Source organism: Christiangramia sp. LLG6405-1 (assembly GCF_045055805.1).
GTDB lineage: Bacteria > Bacteroidota > Bacteroidia > Flavobacteriales > Flavobacteriaceae > Christiangramia.
This window is the reverse complement of record NZ_CP159330.1, coordinates 2,413,796-2,433,634: the sequence shown is the minus strand read 5'-3', so window position 1 is coordinate 2,433,634 and position 19,839 is coordinate 2,413,796. Positions and strand designations below refer to the sequence as shown.

The window sequence follows — 19,839 nt, the reverse complement described above, 5'->3', positions numbered from 1 at the left end:
ACCTTTGCGCCATGAATGAAGTTAAGCTGCTGGATACTCTGAAGGAGTATTTTGGATATGAGAAGTTTAGACCCTTACAGAAGAAGATCATACAGTCTGTATTCGATGGAAAAGATAACCTGGTGATCATGCCTACCGGTGGCGGAAAATCTATTTGTTACCAGCTTCCCGCAATCTTATTACCTGAAATTACCCTCGTAATCTCTCCGCTAATAGCACTCATGAAAGACCAGGTAGATGGTTTGAACGCGAACGGTGTTCCTGCCGCTTACCTCAATAGCAGCCAGACCGTAGATCAACGTGAAGCTATTTTCAAGCAAATTGAGAATAAAGAGCTTAAACTTATTTATGTTGCTCCGGAAAGTCTACAAATTGTAGATCGTTTCCTGGTAGATGGAAAAGTTAGTCTAATCGCCATCGATGAGGCACACTGTATCTCGAGTTGGGGACATGATTTTCGACCAGCCTACACCCAACTTGGATATCTTAAGAACAGGTTCCCTTCAACTCCAATCCTGGCGCTTACCGCAACTGCAGATAAAGCCACACGAAATGATATTTGCCGACAGCTTAATATCCCTTCAGCCAAAAAACATATTGCATCTTTCGACCGGAAGAATCTGAGTCTGGAAGTAAAACCTGGGATCAAGCGGTTTGAGCAGATTGCAAAGTTTCTAAATAATCGTACTTCTGAAAGTGGAATCGTTTATTGTCTAAGCCGTAAAACTACCGAAGAGCTGGCTGCAAAACTGAAAGCTAAAGGATTCAAAGCAGAAGCCTATCACGCAGGAATCGATCATGATCAACGTTCACAGATACAGGATGATTTTATCAATGATGAAAAACAGATCATCTGCGCTACCATCGCTTTTGGAATGGGTATCGATAAATCGAATATCCGTTGGGTTATTCATTATAATATGCCAAAAAACCTGGAAGGATATTATCAGGAAATTGGACGTGCCGGTAGAGATGGGCTGGAATCTGAAACTCTCTTGTTTCATTCTTATGCCGATGTGATCCAGCTTCAAAAATTTGCTTCAAATGCGAAGAATGAAGAGGTACAATTGGCAAAGCTTGACCGAATGAAGCAATATTCTGAAGCACTTTCCTGTAGACGGAAGATCCTGCTTGGTTACTTTGGAGAATATCTTCAGGAGGATTGCGGTAATTGTGATATTTGCAGAAATCCACCGGAATTTTTTGATGGTACGATCATCGCTCAAAAAGCACTTTCATGCATCTACCGACTAAAAGCTTCTGAACCAATTTCCGTAGTCATTGATGTTCTAAGAGGTTCACAAAATGAAGTGGTTCGAAAGAACAATTATCAGGAGCTTTCAACTTATGGTATCGGGAAAGATATTTCCTGGCAAAACTGGCAGCAGTATATTATACAATTGATCAATCTTGGTTTGCTGGAAATCGCTTTTGATAAAAACAATCATCTTCAGTTAACCGAAAATGCAAAGTCAGTTCTATTCAGTAAAGAGAAGGTTTTTCTAGCAGATGTTAAACAACAGGTGGAAAAAGCTAAAAAGGATAAAAAAGAATCAGCTTCCAATTCGCTTTTCGAAAAACTAAGACAGTTAAGACTTTCCATCGCAAAGGAAGAAGATATTCCTGCTTACCTGATTTTTAACGATGCTGCGTTGAAGGACATGGAAAAACAACGTCCAATGTCTGATGCAGAATTTCTGCTGATCCACGGGGTTGGTCGTAAGAAAATGGAAGACTATGGATATCGCTTTATTAAAGAAATTATAGCCTTCAGTAAAGATAAAAGAGAGAAAAAACCTAAAACGAAACGTTCTAAAAAGTCTAATACTTTTAAGGAAACACTGGAATTATATGATCGCGGATTGAGTATAGAGGAAATGGCAAAAGAAAAAGGCGTTTCAACCAATACGATCTACGCAAACCTGATTAAACTTTATGACCAGGAAGAGGAGATCAACCTGCATCAATTTGTTCCAAAATCTGATCTTAAAGCGATCAAAAAAGCAAAATCTGATCTTAACGATCCTAATTCATTGAAAGCATACTTTGAACATTTTGAAGGAGCCATCCCTTATGAAACGATAAAATTAGGGCTGAAAATTATCGCTGATAAATAAATTGCTAATCGAATTCCAGTTTTCTAAGGATTAATCCAGATGCCGGGGCAATAAAGTCCATTTGTAAATGCGGGGTATCTGGCCTTAAGCTTTCTTTAATTTGATCAATACTTAATTCTCCGCGTCCTACCTGAATAAGCGCTCCCATCATTAAGCGAACCTGGTGTCGTAAAAAACCTGCAGCATGGATATGAAATATATAGGAGTTTTCAGGAAAAAAATTTGCAGTATAAAGCGTATTTTCAACCACTTCAGATCTTAGCATTTCACGCTCAAAAGTGCTTTTTTCAGATACCCTTACGCAGTAGTTCTTAAAGTTATGCCTGCCTTGATAAAGCTTAGCGGCTTCTTTCATTTTTTCAATGTCGAGGTCTTCCTGAAAATTCGCCATAAAGGGTGCACAAAATGGATGGAACTTGTCACCAACGCTAAACAAATAGGCGTACTCCTTAGTTTTCGAATCCTGTATGATATTGAATTTATCATCTACTTCTTCAATACTCAAAGCTCGAATATCCTGTGGTAGATTTTTATTTAATAGTTTAAGGAATTCCTGAAGATCTTCCAGCGGTTCGTGATCAAGAAACAATTCAAAAGCCGACTCTTCCGCAGACACCATGGCATCTGTACGGCTGGTTCCAAGAATCTTATATTTGGCATCTGGCATGATCCAGCCAAATGTTTTAGTGATCAATCCTTCGACAGTTTTCACATCAGGCTGTTTTTGCCACCCATGTAAACGATAGCCTAAATACTGTACTTTGATAAAATAGAAGAATCTTTTTCTAAACAAATGCTTGATTTTCCGGCAAAGATATCCAAATTGAACCGCATTCCTAGTTACTCAAAGATTCATGCGCTTCAGGTTTCAGAGATTTCAGTAATTATATTTAAATTGTAGTCCTGATAAGAGTTTTCAGAATAAACCTATCAAAAATTATTTGGCATCTGATCCCTTCGGAAGAATTTAAAAGGAGTGAATGCTAAAATATCCTGAAGTTAAACATTTAAAATAATCCAGTCCTCAAAGTATAGAATATGAAAAACTACCTTTTAGTTCTTATGGCTTTTATTACTTTCTCTAATGTGAATTCCCAAAACCGGGATTCCATCACTGCTGAAGATTACGCAAATGCAGAAAAGTTCTTGAGTTATAATACGAATAGTAAAATTTACCGGAGCTACGTTTATCCACAATGGCTGGAAAATGGAGATTTCTGGTATCGAGTTACTACCCGGGATGGTTCTGAATTTGTTCTGGTTAAAAGTAAAACCGGTGACAAATCCACTTTTACTTCCAAAGAAGAATTGCTAGCGAACATTGAATCAGATTCCGAAGAAAATGTAAGGTATTCGCGTATAGAAGTTGCTTCACCAGATGGAAATAAGCTAGCTTATATCAAGGACTGGAACTTATGGATCAAAGATGCTACTACTGGTGAGGAGACGCAACTAACCAATGACGGAATCGAAAATTATGGTTATGCTACAGATAATGCCGGTTGGAGAAAAAGTGATAAGCCAATTCTATTATGGTCGCCAGATTCTAAAAAGATCGCCACTTTTAGACAGGACCAGCGATATGTAAGTGATATGTATCTTGCTTCAACTAAAGTTGGAGCACCAGAACTTCAGCAGTGGAAATATCCGTTACCGGGTGATGAAAAAGTAATTCAGATCGAGCGTATTGTTATAGATACAGAGAACTCAGAGATCATTCCGCTAAAAATTCCGCAGGATCCTAGAAGAGGAACTCTATGTGATGACATTAGTTGTTCTGGAGCTTTCGATGATAATCAGTGGAGCGAGGATTCTAAGGAGCTGGCCTTTGTTTCAACTTCGAGAGATCATAAGGTAGCAAAGTTCAGAATTGCAGATGCAAATACTGGAGAAGTTCGTGAAGTTTTTGAAGAAAAAGTAGATACGCAGTATGAATCTGGACAGGGAAGCATCAACTGGAAATATTTCCCTGAAACCAGCGAGATCATCTGGTATTCTGAAAGAGATGACTGGGGTCACTTATATCTTTATGACTCAAATAACGGAAAACTTAAGAATCAGATCACCAAAGGCGAATTTGTTGTAACCGAAGTTTTTAAGTTCAATCCTGAAGATCGCATCATCTATTTTATGGCAAATGGGAAGGATCAATCTATGGATCCTTATTTCGCTCAATTCTACAGCATTCGATTTGATGGTAAAAAGTTACAGAACCTTACTCCGGAAGACGCAAATCATAGAATAAGCATCTCTCCAAATTCGAAGTACTTTGTAGATAATTATTCTAAACCAGATACTCCTAACCGGGCAGTCCTCAAAAAAATAAATGGAAAACAAGTAGCCGAGCTGGAGAAAGCAGATATAATAGATCTGGAAGCAGACGGCTGGAAACCGGCTAAGAGAATAAGTGTAAAGTCAAGAAACGGAGATTGGGATCTCTATGGACTGATGTTTACTCCAACACACCTGAATGAGAATGAATCCTATCCAGTGGTGAACTATATCTATCCAGGACCTCAGGGTGGCGGAGTTGGTTCCCGTTCTTTTTACCCAAGCCGGAGTGATCACCAGGCTCTTGCTGAACTCGGTTTTATAGTCGTGATCATCGATGGTACCTGTAACCCGAATCGATCAAAATCTTTTCATGATGCCTGCTATGGAAATATGGCCGATAATACCCTGGAAGATCAGATTAGTGGTCTTAAGCAATTAGCTGAAAAGCATCCTTATATGGATCTGGATCGCGTTGGAATCTGGGGACACTCCGGTGGTGGATTTGCCACTGCAGCTGCACTCTTCAATTATCCTGAATTCTATAAGGTGGGTATTTCTGAATCAGGAAACCATGATAACCGTAATTATGAGGATGACTGGGGCGAGCGTTATATAGGCCTATTGCGCAAAGAAGAAGATGGAAGTTCAAATTATGCGAAACAGGCGAACCAGAATATGGCAGCGAACCTTGAAGGTAAATTGCTTTTAGCGCATGGTGCTATGGATGATAATGTACCACCCTACAATACGTATCTGGTTGTTGATGCCCTTATTGAAGCCAACAAGGATTTCGACCTGATAATTTTCCCTCATGCACGTCATGGCTTCGGAAAAGATTCGTATTATATGATGAGAAGACGCTGGGATTATTTTGTGGAACATTTGATGAATGCCACTCCCCCGCAGAATTATGAATTAGGACCAAAATCTTAAAAAATGCAACCAAAGATAAAGGAAATTGAAGCTGTTAAACTTGCTGGCATAAGTAAGGAAACCAGTATGGCAAATGATAAGACAGAAGTGCTATGGAAACGCTTTATGAGTATTAAAGTAAAGACACCTTCCCTGGCTAACCGGGATCTATATTCCGTAGAACAGTATAAAAAAGCATTTCTCAAGGGAGAATTTGATCCTCAAACAAAATTTGAAAAATGGGCCGCTGTTGAGGTAGACGATTATACAGAATTACCTGAAGGTCTTGAGAAACTTGAACTTGAAGGCGGATTGTACGCTGTTTTCAGACATCGCGGAACAGCACAGAACTTTGCCGGAACCGCGAAATACATTTTTGAGGACTGGCTTCCAAAATCTCAATATCAGCTTGATCATCGCCCACATTTTGAGATCATGGGAAGTGATTATAAAGGACCAGATGACCCTGAATCTCTCGAAGATATTTACATCCCTATCAGTCCAAAATAGCCTAACGTTATATGCTATCTCATTCTTCGGAAGTAGACCTTATAAGTCAATTTACAGGATTTTTAGAAACGCCCGATATCAGAGAAAAATACGGTTCTGAAATTCCTGTCTTCAAATTTCCTGAAGTAGATATTACTGAGGAGTTAATAGCTGAACTGGAAAAGATTGTTCATCCCCGAAATTCGGTTTTGGGGAAAAGAATGGAAAGTTTTTTTGAAATAGCCATTAAATTTTCCAATCGCTACAAACTTATTGCTTCCAATATTCAGATCAATCAACAAAAGATCACTCTGGGCGAGCTTGACTTTTTACTTTACGATCATCAAAATAAAAGACCTCTACATGTGGAGCTGGTTTATAAGATCTATATTCTGGATACAGAAGTAGGTCAAAATGAGAAAATGCTCATAGGTCCCAACAGAAAAGATTCTTTTCTGGAAAAAATGGAGAAGATCACTACTAAGCAATTACCCTTACTAAAACATCCGGAAACTCAGAGTTATCTGGAAAAATATGATCTGGATCTGGAAGAAATAGAGCAACAAATATGCTATAAAGCTCAGTTGTATTCTAATGATCCTGATGCTCCATTGCAAAATGGTAAATATCTTAGCTTTCATGAATTTCAGAAACTGGCCAAGAATGATGCAGTATTCTATGCTCCTAAGAAAAATTTATGGAGTTCAAAACCGGAATCCTGTAAATACTGGCGTTCATATTCTGAAATAGCAGAAGAAATTGCAGAACTTTTTCAGAAGAAAAAATCACCACTTATATGGATGAAGCATAAGGATAGTTTTTTAAGATTTTTTGTAGTTTGGTGGAAATGATAATGGCTTCCAGCATATTCGAAAATATAGATCTGTTATACTTGCTTATTCTTTTCCTTGCAGGAATTGTAGCATTTATTATTTCAACGATCTCTGGTGGTGGTGGCGCACTAATTCTTGTGCCATTTCTTAACTTTCTAATTGGAACTCCGCAAACACCGCCTGTATTAAACCTGGGTTCTTTTATTGGCAGACCTGCCCGACTCATACTTTTCTGGAAACATATCAACTGGCAGGTTTTCTGGTATTACGTGCCTCCTGCTCTACTCGGTGCACTACTCGCTGGCTGGTTCTTTACACGAATCAATGCGGGCTGGTTACAAATTTTGGTTGGAATATTTTTGATAAGTACAGTTTTTCAATACCGCTTCGGAAAGAAGGAACGATCATTTCCGGTTAAACTATGGTATTTCATTCCATTAGGATTTATAGTTTCTATCCTAGGAACTGTAATTGGGGCTTTAGGACCTGTTCTCAATCCTTTTTATCTGAATCTGGGATTGGATAAAGAAGAACTGATCGCGACCAAAACGGCGAACTCATTCTTTCTTGGTATCGCACAAATTGGTAGTTATACATTCTTCGGACTTCTTTATACCGAATTATGGATCTACGGAATTGCCTTAGGTCTTGGAGCGGTAATAGGAAATATCATTGGAAAAAAATTCCTGAGTAGTATGAAGAGTTCAAGCTTCCGGAAGCTACTGATCATTCTAATGGTAGTTAGCGGAATTTTATTGATCTACAATCAGCTGAAATAATTAAAATTAATAGCTTTGCAGCCTAATTCACTTCTATGCGTCCCGAGTACAAAGAGGCAGTTAAAGCATCCTATTTTAGTATCGCGGGAAATGCACTGCTGGCAATAGCAAAAGCAGTTACTGGAATCTTTGGGAACTCTTATGCTTTGATCGCAGATGCCATTGAATCCACCACCGATGTTTTTTCTTCGTTCCTGGTTCTTTTAGGCATTCGTTATGCCAACAAACCTGCAGACGAAAATCATCCATACGGGCATGGGAAGGCAGAACCTCTTATTACGTTCATGGTTGTTGGTTTTCTTATTGTTTCAGCCACGATCATTGCCTATGAGAGTATTGAAAATATACAGACCCCTCACGAAGTTCCTGAACCCTATACACTCATAGTTCTCGCGGTCATCATTATTATTAAAGAATTATCCTATAGGTTCGTTTCTAAAAAAAGCGATGAGACAGATAGTTCTGTTCTTAAAGCAGATGCGTGGCACCATAGAAGTGACGCTATTACATCATTTATGGCCTTTGTAGGTATAAGTATAGCCCTGGTGATGGGCGATGGATACGAAAACGCTGATGACTGGGCAGCGCTTTTTGCTTCAGGTTTTATTCTGTTTAATGCCTACCTTATCCTTAGACCGGCTCTGGGAGAAGTCATGGATGAGCATCGCTACGAAGATATAGAAATGGATATTAGAAGTGCCGCCCTGGGAGTTCCAGGAGTGGTAGAGACAGAGAAATGTTACGTACGCAAAACAGGTATGACCTACCACATCGATCTACACATTGCAGTGGATGCAAATATCACCGTTAAAGAGGGTCACGATATTGCACATGAAGTCAAAGACCAGGTGCTGGAGAATGTTCCTCAGGTAGCAGATGTGCTGATCCATGTTGAACCAGACGACGAACTTTAAGCTAGTTCACAATATTTTGAGACTAATTAAGAAAGATTTAGTAGTAAGCACGGGGCTTTCGCTTTGAAGTGTTTCACAATAGACTTACCTTTTAACTACCAAAAAATTAAAGATATGTCTATGATAAATGAAAAGGAATTTAAGGAACTAGCAAACTTTAAAAATGACACTTGTGTGTCTATTTTTATTCCGACACAACGTGGTGGAAAAGAAGTTTTAGAACAGAAAAATCTTAAGCACTTACATTCACTTTGGACTGAGGCAAGTAAAAAACTTTCAGCTAAGGGAATTGAGAAAAGTAAGTTAGATACAATGTCTAAGAAGTTTGAAGAACTTCTTGATGATAAAGATTTCTGGAGACATCAGTCAGATGGACTTGCGGTTTTCGCTGCTCCAGACTACTTCAAAACCTTCAGTCTTCCCGTAAATTTTGAAGCTTACACGTATATTTCCGAAGAGTTTTATGTGAAACCATTAATACCAGCAATGAATGGTGATGGGAAATTCCATGTATTATCCTTACAGATAAGTGATGTGCAATTATATGAGGCCAGTAAATATTCTATAACTCCAATCGATATCGATGATCTTACACCTTCAGAACTTGAAGAACGTGTAGGGTATGATTATAAGGAAAAAGCTCTGCAATTTAGAACGCAGGGAGCTGGTGGAGAAAAAACTCAGTTTCACGGTCACGGAGGTAGTGAAAGAGATGAAAAAGATGAGATCAAACAATTCTTTCGCGCGGTAGATCAAGGACTTCAGAATTATCTAAACAAAGAAAAGTTACCATTGATAGTTTACTGTCAGGATTATCTATTTTCAATTTACAAAGAGGCCAATACTTACAATCACCTTGTAGATGAAGTTGTGGATGGTAATCCAAATGACTCAGATCTACTGGGTGTGCATGAAAAGTCTCTGAAGATTGCGGAAAAATTTCTGGATAAGGATCGCGACAGCAAGCTTGAGAAATATAAAGAGCAAAGTCAGACAGAAAATACCTCTTCTGCACCAAGTGATATCATGTCGGCAATTCATAAGGGAAGAATCGATACGCTATTTGTTGAAAATAGAGCCGAGATTTGGGGAACTTATGATGAAGATCAAATGAAAACTGAGATCGACGATGAGCAAACCAGCGAAAACAGCTCTCTAATGAATCTGGCGGCGAAGAAAACCATTGAAATGGGCGGAAAAGTCTATTTGATTCAGGATTATTTGATGCCTGAAAAAGAATCTAAAATGAATGCACTTTACAGATTCTAGAATTTCAAAATTAATGTAGCCCGGAAATATTTTCCGGGCTTTTTTTATTCCCTCTTCTTAGCAAAAACTGAATTTAACCTTAACTTTATCCAACCAAACCAGAAAAATGGATACAAACTTAGCCGTGCTCATAGATGGAGACAATATTCCATCAGCACATATAAAAGAAATGATGGAAGAGATTGCTAAATACGGTAATCCTACGATCAAAAGAATTTACGGAGACTGGACCAAACCGCACTTGAATAAGTGGAAAAGTGTACTTCTTGAAAATGCCATTCAGCCAATTCAGCAATATGGATATACCCAGGGAAAGAACGCTACAGATTCTGCTATGATCATCGATGCGATGGACATCCTCTACTCTAATAAAGTTGATGGCTTCTGCCTGGTTTCAAGTGACTCCGATTTTACACGTCTTGCTACCAGACTTCGTGAGGCTAGCATGAAAGTAATTGGAATCGGTGAAAAAAAGACTCCAGATCCATTCATTGTTGCCTGCGATAAATTCATTTACATCGAAATCCTGAAGAATAATTCTAAGGACAATGAAAATGACAAGGCTAAAACCAAGGAGAGTAGAAAACAGAATGTAGACAAGATCACTCCAAAGGTGGTTCGACTTATCTCACAAACCATTTCTGATGTTGCCGATGAAGATGGCTGGGCATTCCTTGGAGATGTTGGAAGTTTACTTCAGAAGAAACAACCGAATTTTGATTCGCGTAACTATGGTTTCCAGAAACTAACTCCAATGATAGATTCTATTGAAAAATTTGAAATAGAATCCAGAGAGAATTCCAATTCCCGTTTTAAGCTTATCTATGTTCGAAATAAGTAACAACTAATGCGGAATATAAAGAAACTACATAAAGCCGAATATCGTCCTATTGGAGATCTTAAGACCTGGTCTCCCATGCCATCCAGGGATTTGCAAATGCTGGATCCTTTTCTGTTCTTAAATCATCACGGTCCGCAAACCTATGATGCGAACAACCCTGGATTACCGTTCGGCCCGCATCCACATCGGGGTATGGAAACGGTCACTTTTATCATTGAAGGTGATATCACGCATAAGGATACTGGTGGACATACTAGTGTAATTAAAGCCGGGGGCGTGCAGTGGATGACTGCGGGAAGCGGACTCTTACATGCCGAAGTCTCTTCAGAAGAATTTAAAAAGAATGGGGGTGATCTCGAAATCCTTCAATTGTGGGTGAATCTTCCTCAAAGACTGAAGATGATGCAACCACAGTATAAAGGTTTGCAGAAGAAGCAGATCTCCGTCTGGGAAAATGAGGAAAAATCTGTAAAAGCCCAGGTCGTTTCAGGAAACTTTAAAGGTATTCGTGGAGCTTTTGATACTCCAACCTCTGTGGATCTGGCTGTAGTAGATTTTAATGCAAACACTTCTGTTGAACTAGAAATTCCCAGAGACGAAACGATCTTCTTTTATGTAATTTCCGGAGAACTGCGGGTGAATGATATTCTGGTACCAGCCTTACATCTAGCTGAATTCTCCAATAACTCTGAAATTCTGTATATCAAAGCTTCAATAAAAAGTAAACTATTGATTGGTCATGCTAAACCACTAAACGAAAATGTTGTTTTTGGCGGGCCATTCGTGATGAATTCTGAAGATGAGATCAGGCAGGCTTATGATGATTTTCACTCCGGAAAAATGGGTAGCTGGGATTAGATTGATAACAAATTTTTTCCGGCGCTATCTATCTTATTAAGCTGAAGTGTCCAGTTAAACTCACTTCTCCGTTTTGAATCAGACTAAACCAGTATTCTCCAGCGGGTAAATCTACATTTTCGAATTTGCCGTTCCACCTGGTATTCTTAGGGTCCAGCACAGTATATAATTTACCATACCTGTTATAGATCTGTACAATATAATCTGTGGCAATACCGTGAATGGTCCAGGTATCATTGATGCCATCGCCATTTGGGGTGAAAAAGTGATCATATCCAAATATGGATATTTCTTTTGAAATCACCTTGCAAGCCTTGGTATCTCGAACATAGACCGTATGAATTCCAGGCGAGACATTGTTAAAAATCGAACTCGGCTGAAATTGCCCGGTATCGTCCAGCGAATATTCATAGGTTGCATTTCCACTAATATCAATCTCCACTTCGTATCCATTATCAAGATTCCTTATATCCACCTCCTGAATGATGGCTGCTTCTATAAGATTGACCTCGAAGTTTCTTGAACTTACGCAGGAATTTTGATTGGTAACTTCTACATTATATGTTCCAGGTTGAGAAACGTAAATTTTAGAGGATGACTGCGGAAGTAGCTCCTCTTCGTAAAACCATTGAAAAGTAAAATCTTCTGAAGCATTTGAGTCCCGACCAGAATCAAGCAACATTTCTTCTTGATTAGCATTGCATAAACTTAATACCAAATCTTCTGGAAGTTCAGCCGCACCAGTATTTTGAATTGGTAAAACCGCAAAACCTAAACAAGCTTCCTGATCAAGAAGTTTCACATATAGCTTTTCCTGTTGTATTTCAGAAAATGAAATGTCTGTTAGTATTTCAGATTCCTCATTTAAAGCATCGTTTTTACTTAAGTAGATCTGGAAGTCAGAAGCATTATTGTTTTCTTCAAAAAGATGATCTCTAAGATCGCTGATTTCTATGTCATTACTACCAGATCCTTCAGCTGAACAAATCGTAAATGCGTCCAAAATGGTTTCAGAAGCTATAGTAAGTTTTATCTCTGTGATTTCAGAACATCCAAAACCATCATGAACAGTCCCGTAAACGATTGCCGGACCAGAATTGTAATTTTCAGGATCCGTAATCTGATTAACACCGTTTTCTGCGTCTGATCTATTTATAAAAAACTCCTCTACCACCGTTCTCTGACTCGGATTCAAAATTTGGGAAGCACTTTCAGGCAAGTTGAACCTGGCAGTTTCAGTATCAGAAAAACCGCAAGCTACAAGTTCTGCCGGGCTATAATCTATTTGAGGATAATATTCTATTATGACATTGCCCTGTGCAATACAGCCTTCCGTAGAAGTTAATTCAATGGAGTATTCACCCGGTGCGGTTACAAGAAGTTGATCTCCTGTCTCATCCTGTAGCAGAATACCATTCCTGTACCACTCTACCTGATCTCCTGTTGCTGTAGCCGGCTTAAGTATTACACTCTCCCCATAGCAAATAGCATCATTATTCTGAACCAGTCAATCGAGACCAAGGTCTGCGCTAGATTGAAAACTTCCAGCTTCCAGGAATACTGCAGAATCATATTTATCATTGATATCATCAGCGATTACTAGCTTCACATGGTAGGTTTCACCAGGGATGACATCTGCGACAGCATTAAGAACTTTCGTCTGACCATCAAATATCGTTTCAGCATCAAAATTGAATCGATCAAAATAAGCCTCGTTAACGGCCGGACAATTATCAGAAATAAAAGGATGTACGGTCGTATTCAAAATGGGAGTTTGAGTACCCGGGACGACCGCAAGGTTTTCATAAGTGGTCTCATCTGCCTTCCGAATGAAAAAAGCAAATGCATCAGAAAAATAACATGTCACTGAATTATCAAACTGATATTCTTCAGAAGCAAAAAGATATCGAAAACTAATGCCGGCCACATTAGGCACAAAATCAAATTCTATGATAGTGGCGTTATAGGAGTCTATATTGAGTTCTGCCTCTAACTGACTATCACCAACCCAACCAGAATGAAAATCATTCGCCAGGTTAGAAGTAGGTTCAGAAATGGTATTTAGCTTTCCCGTACTTAAAACCAGTCCACTACTAATTGGAAATTCTGTGCCGGCTGCATCAAAATACCCAAAACTCTTACTGCCATCGGTAAAATTTGCTCCGGAAACATTTGTCACAACCACATCTGTAATGCAGTCACTTTGTATTAGTACTTCTTCAATAAGTTCCTGGGCAGTATATCGATCCTGATCGACCTGAATGCTCTGAGAGAAACTCAGTGCAGGCAGAAACAATAGCAGGATCAATTTTCTCATTAATGTCTTGAACTAACTCTTAATGTCTCTTCTTGAGAACTTTTACGATATCCTCAAGTCCATAACCTTTAGCTTTAAGCAGGATCATATAGTGAAATAACAGATCTGCACTTTCATTGAGGAAAAGGTTCTCGTCATTATCCTTGGCTTCAATTACCACTTCTACAGCTTCTTCACCAACTTTCTGCGCAATCTTATTGAGCCCTTTATCGAACAATGAAACCACATAACTATTCTCATTTTCCTGTCTGTTTTCCTTAGGTGTCTCACTCAGCTTTTTCCTGCTGGCGATAATACCTTCCAATTCTGTAAGAAAACCATATTCTGTTGAGTTTTCCTCAGCCCAGCAAGTGTCGGTTCCTTTATGGCAAACAGGTCCTTCAGGGCGAACTTTGATGAGTAAAGTATCCTTATCACAATCAAGTTTTATAGAAACCAGGTTCAGGAAATTTCCACTTTCCTCACCTTTGGTCCATAGTCTCTGCTTGGTTCTACTGAAAAAGGTTACTTTTTTGGATTCGTTGGTTTTCAGATATGCTTCCTCATTCATATACCCAAGCATCAATACCTTACCAGTATCCTGATCCTGAATGATCGCAGGAACGAGTCCGTCGTTATTTTTATTAAAATCGATATCCATAATATTATATTCTTACCGGAATTCCGGAATTTTTAAGACTGTTTTTTAGATCTGAAATTTCAATTTCTTTAAAGTGAAAAACGCTTGCAGCCAGAGCAGCATCAGCTTTACCTTCCTTAAAGGTATCTTCAAAATGCTGAATATTCCCTGCACCTCCAGAGGCAATGATCGGTATATTCAATTCTTCTGAAAGCCTGGCTAAGGCTTCATTAGCAAAACCATTCTTGGTACCATCGTGATCCATGGAAGTGAACAGGATCTCTCCAGCCCCACGGCTTTCTACTTCTTTGGCCCATTCAAAAAGATCCAGTTCTGTTGGAACTTTTCCTCCAACCAGGTGAACCGTCCATTTGCCATCAATATTTTTAGCATCAATAGCAACCACCACACACTGACTCCCAAATTTATCAGATAATTGATTAATAAGATCAGGGTTCTTTACTGCGGAAGAATTTATAGACACTTTATCTGCACCATTCTTCAGAAGTATATCTACATCTTCTACGGAAGAAATTCCGCCGCCTACAGTAAAAGGAATATTAAGTTGTTCTGCTACATCAAGAACAAGTTTCGCGAGCGTTCTTCTCTTTTCTTCAGTAGCTGAAATATCCAGGAACACCAGTTCGTCTGCTCCTTTTTCGGCATAAGCAGCGGCCAGTTCTACAGGATCACCAGCATCACGCAAGTCAACAAAATTGACGCCCTTTACCGTTCGGCCATTTTTAATATCCAGACAGGGAATTATTCTTTTTGTAAGCACAGGTCTTAAATTTCAAGGTTTTTGAGTAGTTCTTAGTTAAGAGGTCTACTCCTATTCGTTTTCTAAAATATAATTTTCAAGTTGTTTCAGACTAATACGATTCTCATAGATCGCTTTACCTATGATCACGCCTTCGCAACCAAGTTCCTGCAACTTTGGAAGTTCATCGAAATGAGAAATTCCACCAGAAGCGATCAATTTAATATCTTTAGTTTCGTCCAGAATCTCAGCATAAAGATCAAAAGATGGACCTTCAAGCATTCCGTCCTTGCTAATATCTGTACAGATCACATATTTGATACCTTCAGTTTCAAAATTCTGAATAAAAGGAATCACCTCCTGTTTGGATTCTTCCAGCCAACCTGAAACCGCAATCTTTTTATTTCGAGCATCTGCTCCAAGAATGATCTTTTCAGCTCCAAATTTGGAAAGCCAGGATTTGAAGATCTCCGGATCTTTTACCGCGATACTTCCACCGGTAATCTGGTTCGCACCACATTCAAAAGCGATCTCCAGATCTTTATCTGTTTTAAGTCCGCCACCAAAATCTACTTTTAAAGAAGTTTTTGAGGCAATAGATTCCAGAATTTTGTGGTTAACAATATGACTGGATTTTGCTCCATCAAGATCTACCAGGTGAAGATATTTGATACCATGAGCTTCAAAAGATTTAGCCACTTCCAGAGGATCCTCGTTGTAAATTTTCTTTGAGTTGTAATCTCCTTTAGAGAGTCTTACACACTTGCCGTCGATAATATCTATCGCAGGAATAATTCGCATATTATAAGTTCAAAAAGTTCTTTAAAATCTGTTCTCCGGTTTTGCTGCTTTTTTCGGGGTGAAACTGTACGCCGTAAAAATTATCCCTGTTCAATGCAGTTGAATAATCAACTCCGTAATTCGTTCTGGCAATTTCATCGCTGCATTCGGGAACATAAAAACTGTGCACCAGGTAAACATATTCTTCTGCAGACACATTTTCAAAAAGTTTGCCTTGAAGTTCAGTGATCGTATTCCAACCAATCTGAGGCACTTTTAGATCTGCATTAAATTTCTTCACTTCAGCATCGAAGATACCTAATCCAGTAGTATTTCCTTCTTCCGAAGATTTACACATTAACTGCATTCCCAGGCAAATTCCAAGTACCGGTTGTTTCAAATTTGGAATAAGTTTGTCTAAACCAGTGGATCGCAACATTCTCATAGCGCTTCCAGCTTCTCCAACCCCCGGAAAAATAACCTTGTCAGCATCTCGAATTTCTTCGGCATTACTGGAAAGAACAGCTTCAAAACCCAATCTTTGAACGGCAAACTTTATAGACTGTATATTTCCTGCCCCGTAGTCGATAATTGCAATTTTCATTATAGCATTCCTTTTGTAGATGGAAGGATCATTTTTTCTGTATCTCGTTTAACCGACATTTTTATCGCCTTGGCAAAAGCTTTAAATATCGCCTCGATCTTATGATGTTCATTCGAACCTTCAGCTTTGATATTTAAATTAGCTCTGGCACCATCTGTAAATGACTTAAAGAAGTGAAAGAACATTTCCGTAGGCATTTTACCAATCATTTCGCGTTTGAAATCTGCTTCCCAAACCAGCCAGTTTCTACCACCAAAATCAATAGCCACCTGGGCAAGACAATCGTCCATTGGTAAACAGAAACCATATCGTTCCATTCCAAGCTTATTTCCAAGTGCTTTATTGAACACTTCACCAAGTGCAATGGCTGTATCCTCGATGGTGTGGTGTTCATCCACTTCCAGATCACCCTTTACTTTAATCGTAAGGTCCATTTGTCCATGCCTGGCTAATTGATCCAGCATATGATCGAAAAAGTCGATACCGGTACTAATATCGCTTTTCCCAGTACCATCCAGGTTTAGATCGATCTTAATATCGGTCTCATTCGTTTTTCTCTCGATCCCGGCTGTACGATCCTTAAGTTTTAAAAATTCATAGATCTCCTTCCAGGAAGCGGTTTTTAAAGCAATATGCTGACTTACTTCTTCTTTATCTTTCGAAATTTCGTCTGCAGCCAGATCTTCATGTGTATCTATAAAGATGCCTTTTCCTCCAAAGTTCATGGCAAATTCCATATCCGTAAGCCTGTCCCCTATCATAAATGATTGCTGAAGATCATATTCATTATTATCTAAATAATTCTCCTCCAGCAGTCCTGTATTGGGTTTGCGGGTTTTCGCATTGTCTTTTGCAAACGTGCGATCGATTAACTGTTCTGAAAATTTTACGCCTTCGCTTTCAAAAGTTCTGGTAATAAAATTTTGGTAAGGCCAGAAATCTGATTCAGGGAAACTGTCGGTTCCAAGTCCGTCCTGATTGGTAACCATCACCAGTTCATAATCCAGTTCTTTGGCTATTTTATTCAGGTAAGTAATCGCCTGGGGATAAAACACCAGCTTATCGATACTGTCGATCTGGTAATCTTCAGGTTCGTGGATAAGAGTTCCATCCCGATCTATAAACAATACTTTTTTCATGATTCTAATTCTTTGAAGGCCTTGAGTAAATTTTGATTTTCTGATGCTGTTCCTACCGTAATTCGAAGACAATTTTCGCAAAGAGGCTGCTTGCTTCTATTTCTTACGACAATACCTTTACCGATCAATTCCATATATCTTTGATCTGCATCATCCACCTTTATGAGTAAAAAATTGGCATCTGAAGGAAATATCTTCGTAACATATTCTAACTGAAGTAACTGTTTAGATAATATATTCCTTTCATTCTTAATATCAATGACTTGCTGTTTTATATCTGAATAATTCTGAAGACCTTTGATTGCTCTCTGCTGCGTTAATTCATTTACGTTGTATGGAGGCTTGATCCTGTTCAGAATTTTAATGATTTCTGCTGAAGCGAATAGCATTCCCAACCTGATCCCGGCCATCCCGAAGGCTTTAGAGAAAGTTTGAGTAATGATAAGATTTGGATATGTATCAAGCGATTGTGACCATCCTGCAACGTCTGAAAAGTCTATATAGGCTTCATCGATGACGACCAGGCCATTAAACGATTCTAAAAGCTTCTTTACAAGGTCGGCATTAAAAGAATTTCCGGATGGATTATTAGGAGAGCACAGAAACAACAATTTGGTCTTAGTATCTGTAGCTTCAAGAATGGCTTCCACGTCAGGTTCAAATTCTGAAGTTAGCAGCACTTCACGATTTTCAACATTATTAATTCCAGAAAGCACCTTGTACATTCCGTAAGTTGGTGGCAAACTTATAACGTTATCTTTTCCAGGTTCACAGAATGCCCTGAATATAAGATCCAGAACTTCATCACTCCCATTGCCGAGCAATATTTGCTTTTCAGGTACCTGCTTAATTTCTGAAATTTTGGATTTTAAAAGCATTTGCTGTGGATCTGGATATCGATTCAGTCCGTTTTCAAACGGATTTTCATTCGCATCCAGAAAAATCATAGCTTCACCATCAGTTTTGTATTCATCTCTGGCAGACGAGTATGGCAGAAGACTTTTCACATTGTCTCTTACGAGATTATTCAGATCGAAATTCATTATTGGTTCAGTGATTTTAATCTTAGAGTTACGGCATTTTTATGAGCCTGTAATCCTTCAGCTTCTGCCATTAATTCAATCGCTGGGCCAATATTTTTAATTCCTTCTTCTGAAACTTTCTGATAAGTGATCTGCTTCATAAAACTATCAAGATTCACCCCGCTATATTGTTTTGCATAGCCATTGGTTGGCAAAGTGTGATTCGTACCTGAAGCATAATCACCGGCACTTTCCGGAGCATAATTCCCAATAAAAACAGATCCTGCATTCACAATATTTTCCACAAAATAATTCTCATTGGCTGAACATACTATAAAATGCTCTGGTCCATACTCATTAATTAGCTCCAGAGCGGTCTCTTCGGATTCTATCAGAATAAGCTTGGAGTTTTCGATCGCCTGTTGCGCAATGGCCTTTCGAGGTAGTTCATCGAGCTGCTTTTCTACTTCATCACTTACCAGCTTCAGCATTTTTTCTGAAGTACTTACCATAATCACCTGGCTATCCACACCATGTTCTGCCTGACTCAACAGGTCTGAAGCAACAAAAGCCGGGTTCGCTGAATCATCTGCATACACCAGCAATTCTGATGGTCCTGCAGGCATATCTATCGCTACCTGGTATCTTGTAGCTAGCTGTTTTGCAACAGTTACAAATTGATTCCCTGGTCCAAAGATCTTATAAACTCTGGGTACACTTTCGGTACCAAAGGTCATTGCTCCAATCGCCTGGATTCCACCAATTTTAAAAACCTGTGTTACTCCGCACAATTTCGCCGTATATAAAACTGCAGGATTTACGTTTCCATTCTTATCTGGTGGTGTACAGAGTACGATCTCCTCGCAACCGGCAATATTTGCCGGAGTTGCCAGCATCAAAATAGAAGAAAATAAAGGTGCAGTTCCTCCAGGAATATAAAGTCCTACTTTCTGTATTGCCTTTTTTTCCTGCCAGCATTTTACTCCATTCATGGTTTCCACAACAACTCTTTCAGTTCTCTGTGCTGCATGAAATATTTCGATGTTCTTTTTAGCCAGTGCTATCGCCTCTTTCAATTCCTGAGAAATTTCAGCGGAGGCTGCATCCATTTCAGAAGCAGTAACCTTGAATGTATCTAGTTCGATTCCGTCGAAAGCTTGAGTATATTTTCTAACTGCAGCATCTCCTGTAAGTCTGATCTCATCAAAAACCTTATGCACTGTTTGCTCAATATCGGCAACCGTTTGAGTTGGTCGCCTTAAGATTTCGCTCCACTTAGATCTGTCAGGATTGTTGATCGTGTTCATCATTG

At 39.0% G+C, this 19,839-nt stretch carries 19 protein-coding genes; 9 read left to right on the top strand and 10 right to left on the bottom strand.

All coding sequences use genetic code 11. The annotated features are described in order from the left end of the window. Positions 1-11 precede the first annotated feature (11 nt). Positions 12-2,117, top strand: coding sequence for a DNA helicase RecQ (recQ, locus tag ABVM50_RS11145; protein ID WP_405198640.1), 2,106 nt, complete (start codon positions 12-14; stop codon positions 2,115-2,117). Positions 2,118-2,121: 4 nt separating this feature from the next. On the opposite strand, the gene truA is transcribed toward recQ, so the two are convergent. Beyond that, a complete protein-coding gene (gene truA / locus ABVM50_RS11140; RefSeq protein WP_405198639.1) occupies positions 2,122-2,910 on the bottom strand; it encodes a tRNA pseudouridine(38-40) synthase TruA in 789 nt (262 codons plus the stop codon). Positions 2,911-3,155: 245 nt separating this feature from the next. Between truA and ABVM50_RS11135 the strand changes: the two genes are divergently transcribed. The 8 genes from ABVM50_RS11135 (at position 3,156) to ABVM50_RS11100 (ending at position 11,286) form a co-directional block, all read left to right on the top strand. After that, complete coding sequence (locus tag ABVM50_RS11135) at positions 3,156-5,324, top strand: DPP IV N-terminal domain-containing protein (RefSeq protein WP_405198638.1); 2,169 nt, start codon at positions 3,156-3,158, stop codon at positions 5,322-5,324. 3 nt (positions 5,325-5,327) lie between these two features. Beyond that, positions 5,328-5,813 carry a GyrI-like domain-containing protein gene (locus ABVM50_RS11130; protein ID WP_405198637.1) on the top strand — a complete coding sequence of 162 codons (486 nt, stop codon included), beginning with the start codon at positions 5,328-5,330 and terminating at the stop codon, positions 5,811-5,813. Positions 5,814-5,824: 11 nt separating this feature from the next. Beyond that, positions 5,825-6,643, top strand: a complete 819-nt coding sequence (locus tag ABVM50_RS11125) for a DUF1853 family protein (protein ID WP_405198636.1) — start codon at positions 5,825-5,827, stop codon at positions 6,641-6,643. A 2-nt stretch (positions 6,644-6,645) separates the two neighbouring features. Beyond that, entirely contained in the window at positions 6,646-7,404 is a 759-nt protein-coding gene (locus ABVM50_RS11120) for a sulfite exporter TauE/SafE family protein (protein WP_405198635.1), read from the top strand. Positions 7,405-7,439: 35 nt separating this feature from the next. Next, positions 7,440-8,318, top strand: a complete 879-nt coding sequence (locus ABVM50_RS11115; RefSeq protein WP_298525855.1) for a cation diffusion facilitator family transporter — start codon at positions 7,440-7,442, stop codon at positions 8,316-8,318. 114 nt (positions 8,319-8,432) lie between these two features. Further along, positions 8,433-9,587, top strand: a complete 1,155-nt coding sequence (locus ABVM50_RS11110; RefSeq protein ID WP_405198634.1) for a hypothetical protein — start codon at positions 8,433-8,435, stop codon at positions 9,585-9,587. 106 nt (positions 9,588-9,693) lie between these two features. Further along, positions 9,694-10,428, top strand: coding sequence for an NYN domain-containing protein (locus tag ABVM50_RS11105; RefSeq protein WP_141877660.1), 735 nt, complete (start codon positions 9,694-9,696; stop codon positions 10,426-10,428). Positions 10,429-10,434: 6 nt separating this feature from the next. Continuing rightward, positions 10,435-11,286 (top strand): pirin family protein, encoded by an 852-nt coding sequence (locus ABVM50_RS11100; RefSeq protein WP_405198633.1) that lies wholly within the window; start codon positions 10,435-10,437, stop codon positions 11,284-11,286. 28 nt (positions 11,287-11,314) lie between these two features. Here the strand turns inward: ABVM50_RS11100 and ABVM50_RS11095 are convergent, their stop codons facing one another. From ABVM50_RS11095 to hisD, 9 genes are all read right to left on the bottom strand, one after another. Continuing rightward, on the bottom strand, positions 11,315-12,481 hold the full coding sequence (locus ABVM50_RS11095; RefSeq protein WP_405198632.1) for a T9SS type B sorting domain-containing protein: 1,167 nt from the start codon (positions 12,479-12,481) through the stop codon (positions 11,315-11,317). A 312-nt stretch (positions 12,482-12,793) separates the two neighbouring features. Next, positions 12,794-13,603 (bottom strand): choice-of-anchor L domain-containing protein, encoded by an 810-nt coding sequence (locus tag ABVM50_RS11090; RefSeq protein WP_405198631.1) that lies wholly within the window; start codon positions 13,601-13,603, stop codon positions 12,794-12,796. 19 nt (positions 13,604-13,622) lie between these two features. After that, complete coding sequence (hisIE, locus tag ABVM50_RS11085) at positions 13,623-14,243, bottom strand: bifunctional phosphoribosyl-AMP cyclohydrolase/phosphoribosyl-ATP diphosphatase HisIE (protein ID WP_405198630.1); 621 nt, start codon at positions 14,241-14,243, stop codon at positions 13,623-13,625. A 4-nt stretch (positions 14,244-14,247) separates the two neighbouring features. Then, entirely contained in the window at positions 14,248-15,003 is a 756-nt protein-coding gene (hisF, locus tag ABVM50_RS11080; protein WP_405198629.1) for an imidazole glycerol phosphate synthase subunit HisF, read from the bottom strand. Between the two features lie 51 nt (positions 15,004-15,054). Continuing rightward, positions 15,055-15,783: a 1-(5-phosphoribosyl)-5-[(5-phosphoribosylamino)methylideneamino]imidazole-4-carboxamide isomerase gene (gene hisA, locus ABVM50_RS11075; RefSeq protein ID WP_405198628.1), complete on the bottom strand. Its 729-nt coding sequence runs from the start codon at positions 15,781-15,783 to the stop codon at positions 15,055-15,057. A 1-nt stretch (position 15,784) separates the two neighbouring features. Beyond that, the gene (gene hisH, locus ABVM50_RS11070; RefSeq protein ID WP_405198627.1) at positions 15,785-16,366 is read right to left on the bottom strand and encodes an imidazole glycerol phosphate synthase subunit HisH; all 582 of its coding nucleotides are present in this window, start codon (positions 16,364-16,366) and stop codon (positions 15,785-15,787) included. Then, entirely contained in the window at positions 16,366-17,505 is a 1,140-nt protein-coding gene (hisB, locus tag ABVM50_RS11065; RefSeq protein ID WP_405198626.1) for a bifunctional histidinol-phosphatase/imidazoleglycerol-phosphate dehydratase HisB, read from the bottom strand. Before hisB ends, hisH begins: the two co-directional genes overlap by 1 nt. Then, positions 17,502-18,548, bottom strand: a complete 1,047-nt coding sequence (gene hisC / locus ABVM50_RS11060) for a histidinol-phosphate transaminase (RefSeq protein ID WP_405198625.1) — start codon at positions 18,546-18,548, stop codon at positions 17,502-17,504. The genes hisB and hisC overlap by 4 nt, the downstream gene beginning before the upstream one ends. After that, a complete protein-coding gene (gene hisD, locus ABVM50_RS11055) occupies positions 18,548-19,834 on the bottom strand; it encodes a histidinol dehydrogenase (protein ID WP_405198624.1) in 1,287 nt (428 codons plus the stop codon). Before hisD ends, hisC begins: the two co-directional genes overlap by 1 nt. Positions 19,835-19,839 lie beyond the last annotated feature (5 nt).